This window comes from Thermoanaerobaculia bacterium (genome assembly GCA_035717485.1).
In the GTDB taxonomy this organism is placed as follows: domain Bacteria; phylum Acidobacteriota; class Thermoanaerobaculia; order UBA5066; family DATFVB01; genus DATFVB01.
In genome coordinates, this window is sequence record DASTIQ010000211.1 from 1 (window position 1) to 2,868 (window position 2,868).

At 66.8% G+C, this 2,868-nt stretch carries 4 protein-coding genes and 1 other RNA gene; 2 read left to right on the forward strand and 3 right to left on the reverse strand.

Annotated elements, in window-relative coordinates:
• Both VFS34_11140 and VFS34_11145 read right to left on the reverse strand, forming a co-directional pair.
• A partial coding sequence (locus tag VFS34_11140) for a DoxX family protein (protein HET9795009.1) occupies positions 1–248 on the reverse strand: 248 nt, incomplete at its 3' end.
• Positions 249–437: 189 nt separating this feature from the next.
• A complete protein-coding gene (locus VFS34_11145; protein ID HET9795010.1) occupies positions 438–1,154 on the reverse strand; it encodes a hemerythrin domain-containing protein in 717 nt (238 codons plus the stop codon).
• 144 nt (positions 1,155–1,298) lie between these two features.
• On the opposite strand from VFS34_11145, the gene ssrA reads away from it, so the two are divergent.
• Positions 1,299–1,659: a transfer-messenger RNA gene (gene ssrA, locus VFS34_11150) on the forward strand.
• Between the two features lie 133 nt (positions 1,660–1,792).
• Here ssrA and VFS34_11155 read toward each other — a convergent pair.
• Positions 1,793–2,074: a hypothetical protein gene (locus tag VFS34_11155; GenBank protein ID HET9795011.1), complete on the reverse strand. Its 282-nt coding sequence runs from the start codon at positions 2,072–2,074 to the stop codon at positions 1,793–1,795.
• Between the two features lie 194 nt (positions 2,075–2,268).
• On the opposite strand from VFS34_11155, the gene VFS34_11160 reads away from it, so the two are divergent.
• Positions 2,269–2,868, forward strand: a 600-nt coding sequence (locus tag VFS34_11160) for an alcohol dehydrogenase catalytic domain-containing protein (protein HET9795012.1), incomplete at its 3' end; no start/stop codon positions are given.

The following is a 2,868-nucleotide window of genomic DNA, read 5'->3' on the forward strand; positions in this document are numbered from 1 at the left end:
AGCGGAATCACGGCGAGCCGCGTGGCGAGCCCGATGACGACGAGGGCTCCGCAGACGATCTCGACGGCGCCGACGAACGGAGCCGAGAGGTAAGGCCAGGGAATCCCGATCTTCGCGAAGCGGCCGGGGCCGAGCGCCGCCGGGAAGAGGAACTTCTGGATTCCTTCCGAGAGGAAAACCCCGCCGACGAGCAGACGGACGAGCACCGTCGCGGCGGGAGCGGGGAATCGATCAGTTGCGAGCTTCATGATCGACTCCGGGGATGGGTGAGCGAGGCATCCCTGGGAGACGGCTGAACGAAACCTTGAAGCGCGGCGAGGCGCGAGCCCGCCGGGATGCGGACAGCCCGGGGCGCCCGCAGGCGCACCGGAAGCGTACGTCGAAGGGCGACACGGGTCTGTCCGCGCCCGGCCGGCTCGATGTATCGCCGCGCCAGCTCACCTCGGCGGCGGGGGCGCCGTGAACTGCGCCAGATCCGCCAGCCCCAGCGTCGTCTCGATCGCCGAAATCTTCTTCTCCGCGTCCTCGAACCCGTCGTGCCCGAACATCTTCCGTTCGATCGCCTCGAACTCGTCGCCTTTCTCGTCGAGCTGCTTGTTCGTGAACGCGGTCTTCCAGGCGGGAAAGACGATGGTGTCCTCGCGTGCCGCGTGGTTCTCGTACATGCGGTCGAGCGCGTCGAACACGGTCGCGAGCTCGGCGCCCGCGGCGGCCGACAGTTTCCCGCCGCGCGTGGCCGAAAGAACGTAGTCGGTGATCTCCCGACCGCGCCGGTGCTGGGTGATCAGGATGTCCGCCTCCCGCGCGGCCCGCCCGCCGCGGCGCTTCACGACCGGGAAGATGTGCGCCTCCTCGAGGAGCTTTTCGTGGTACTCCTCGCCGAAGGCGCGAAAGAGCTTCGCGGCCTCGGCGAGCGCCGCGGCGTCGATCGCGCCCGCGTCGCGCCGCAGCCGGACGGCGGCCTCCCGGTAGACGAGCAGGATGCGCCGCAGGATGCCGTGCTCGCGCATCAGGTCCTCCGTGGCGGTGACCTCCGTCTCCTCCCCCTTCTCCTTGCCGATTCCGTTCTTCCGGGCAGCCCCCAGCGCGGGCAGGGCGAGCGCCGCACCCGCGGCGAAAGAGGTCCTGATCAGCGTCCTTCGGGAGGAATCCATCCGCCCTCCTTTCGAGCAGTTTCCGTCTCGCGTGCAAAAAACGTGCGGGCGGAGCGCGGTGTTACACGTTTGCCTCGATTTTCCAAGGGTTTCGGCCTCAGGCGCCGGCGCTCCGGACATGGTAAAATGCTCTTCGATCTTTGAGGGGGCGAAACGGTTTCGACGGGGTCGCCTGGTCGAAACGTCGCATGCCGAGGTTCACTCGCCTCGTAAAATAGGGTGAAAACAATAGTTGCGAACAGCAACCTCGCTCTGGCTGCCTAATTAACACTTAGTGCCAGCCACGTCCTTCCCGGAGCGCGCCCATCGCGCTGGAAAAGGGCGTCGCAAATATGGGCTCATCCGGCAGGGGTCCCCGGACCTGCAGGAGACATTCAATTCGGAGTAGGGTCGGCGCGTTTGGTTCCTCTTTGAGCGCCGGCCCGAGATCAAAGAGGAACTGAGCATGGAGTGGCGTTCCGATTCACTTCTCCGGACGCGGGTTCGACTCCCGCCGCCTCCACCATTTCCGTCGGCCGCGCGCCACGCTCCGCTGGAACCGCGCGGCCTCCCGCGACCCAAACCTCCTCGCCTCGGTTACTTCGGCGAGATTTTTCGCGTCGCGTCCTCCGCGGCTCGGCTCGGAAATCTCGCGGCGATCAGGCCCGGTATGGCACGTCGATCGACACGTAGTCTCCGAAGCTCAACGCTCTGATCGCGAGTTTGAACTTCGCGAGCTCTTCCGACTCGATCCCCACGCCGTCAAGGAGGTGATCGAGCATCGCGTCCGTCGCGCGATCGTCGTAGCTCTTGACGAAGACGTGCATCTCGTATTCCGGCGGATGAGCTTTGGGATCGAAGGAAGAATCGCGGGGGGCGGGATTTGCCGCCGCGACCTTTCGGACGACGACCACCTTGTCGATCATCGGTTTCGCATTCATTTTCGGGACTCCTCTGGCGAGTATTGTACGCCGCCCTCTCCCGTGCGCCGCCGCCGTCGCCGGCGCGCGGACCTCGGCTCGGTGAGTGATCTGGAGTTCGCCTGGGGACGGCCTGATTTCATGTATTACGCACGGCCGGGACCGTGAGCGTCGAAAGGCCGGCTAAACTCGCCCGGGATTCGAAAAGGAGCCCGATGGCGGAACGGGGTCGTTCGCGCGCGTGGATCGTCGAAAAATTCGGGGGACCGGAGAGGCTGACGCTTTTCGAGCGCGACGACCCGTCTCCCGCCCGCGGAGAGGTGCGGCTTCGCACGGCGGCGATCGGGTTGAACTTCGCCGATCTCTTCGTCCGCGCGGGCGCGTACCCGAACACTCCCCCGGCGCCGATGGTCCCGGGCATGGAGATCTCCGGCGTCATCGACGCGGTGGGCGGCGAGGTCGAAGGTCTGGAAGTCGGGCAGCCGGCCGTGGCCGTTCCGATCTTCGGCGGACACGCGGAATCGGTCGTCTGTCCCGCCGCACGCGTGTTCCCGATCCCGGAAGGCGTCGATCTCGTCGAGGCCGCGGCGATTCCCGTCGCCTTTCTGACTGCGGATTACGCGCTTTCGGCCGGCGACGCGCGCGCCGGCGAACGGCTCGTCGTCACCGCGGCGGCCGGAGGCGTGGGAAGCGCGCTTCTCCAGCTCGCCCGCAGGAGGGGAATGCGGACGCTGGCGCTGGTCGGATCGGAAGCCAAGCTCGATCTCTGCCGGCGGCTCGGCGCGGAAACCGTCGGGCTCTACCGTTCCGCCGAG

Coding starts and splice junctions, on each gene's coding strand:
- VFS34_11145 (HET9795010.1), bottom strand. CDS start 1,154: ATGGATTCCTCCCGAAGGACGCTGATCAGGACCTCTTTCGCCGCGGGT.
- VFS34_11155 (HET9795011.1), bottom strand. CDS start 2,074: ATGAATGCGAAACCGATGATCGACAAGGTGGTCGTCGTCCGAAAGGTC.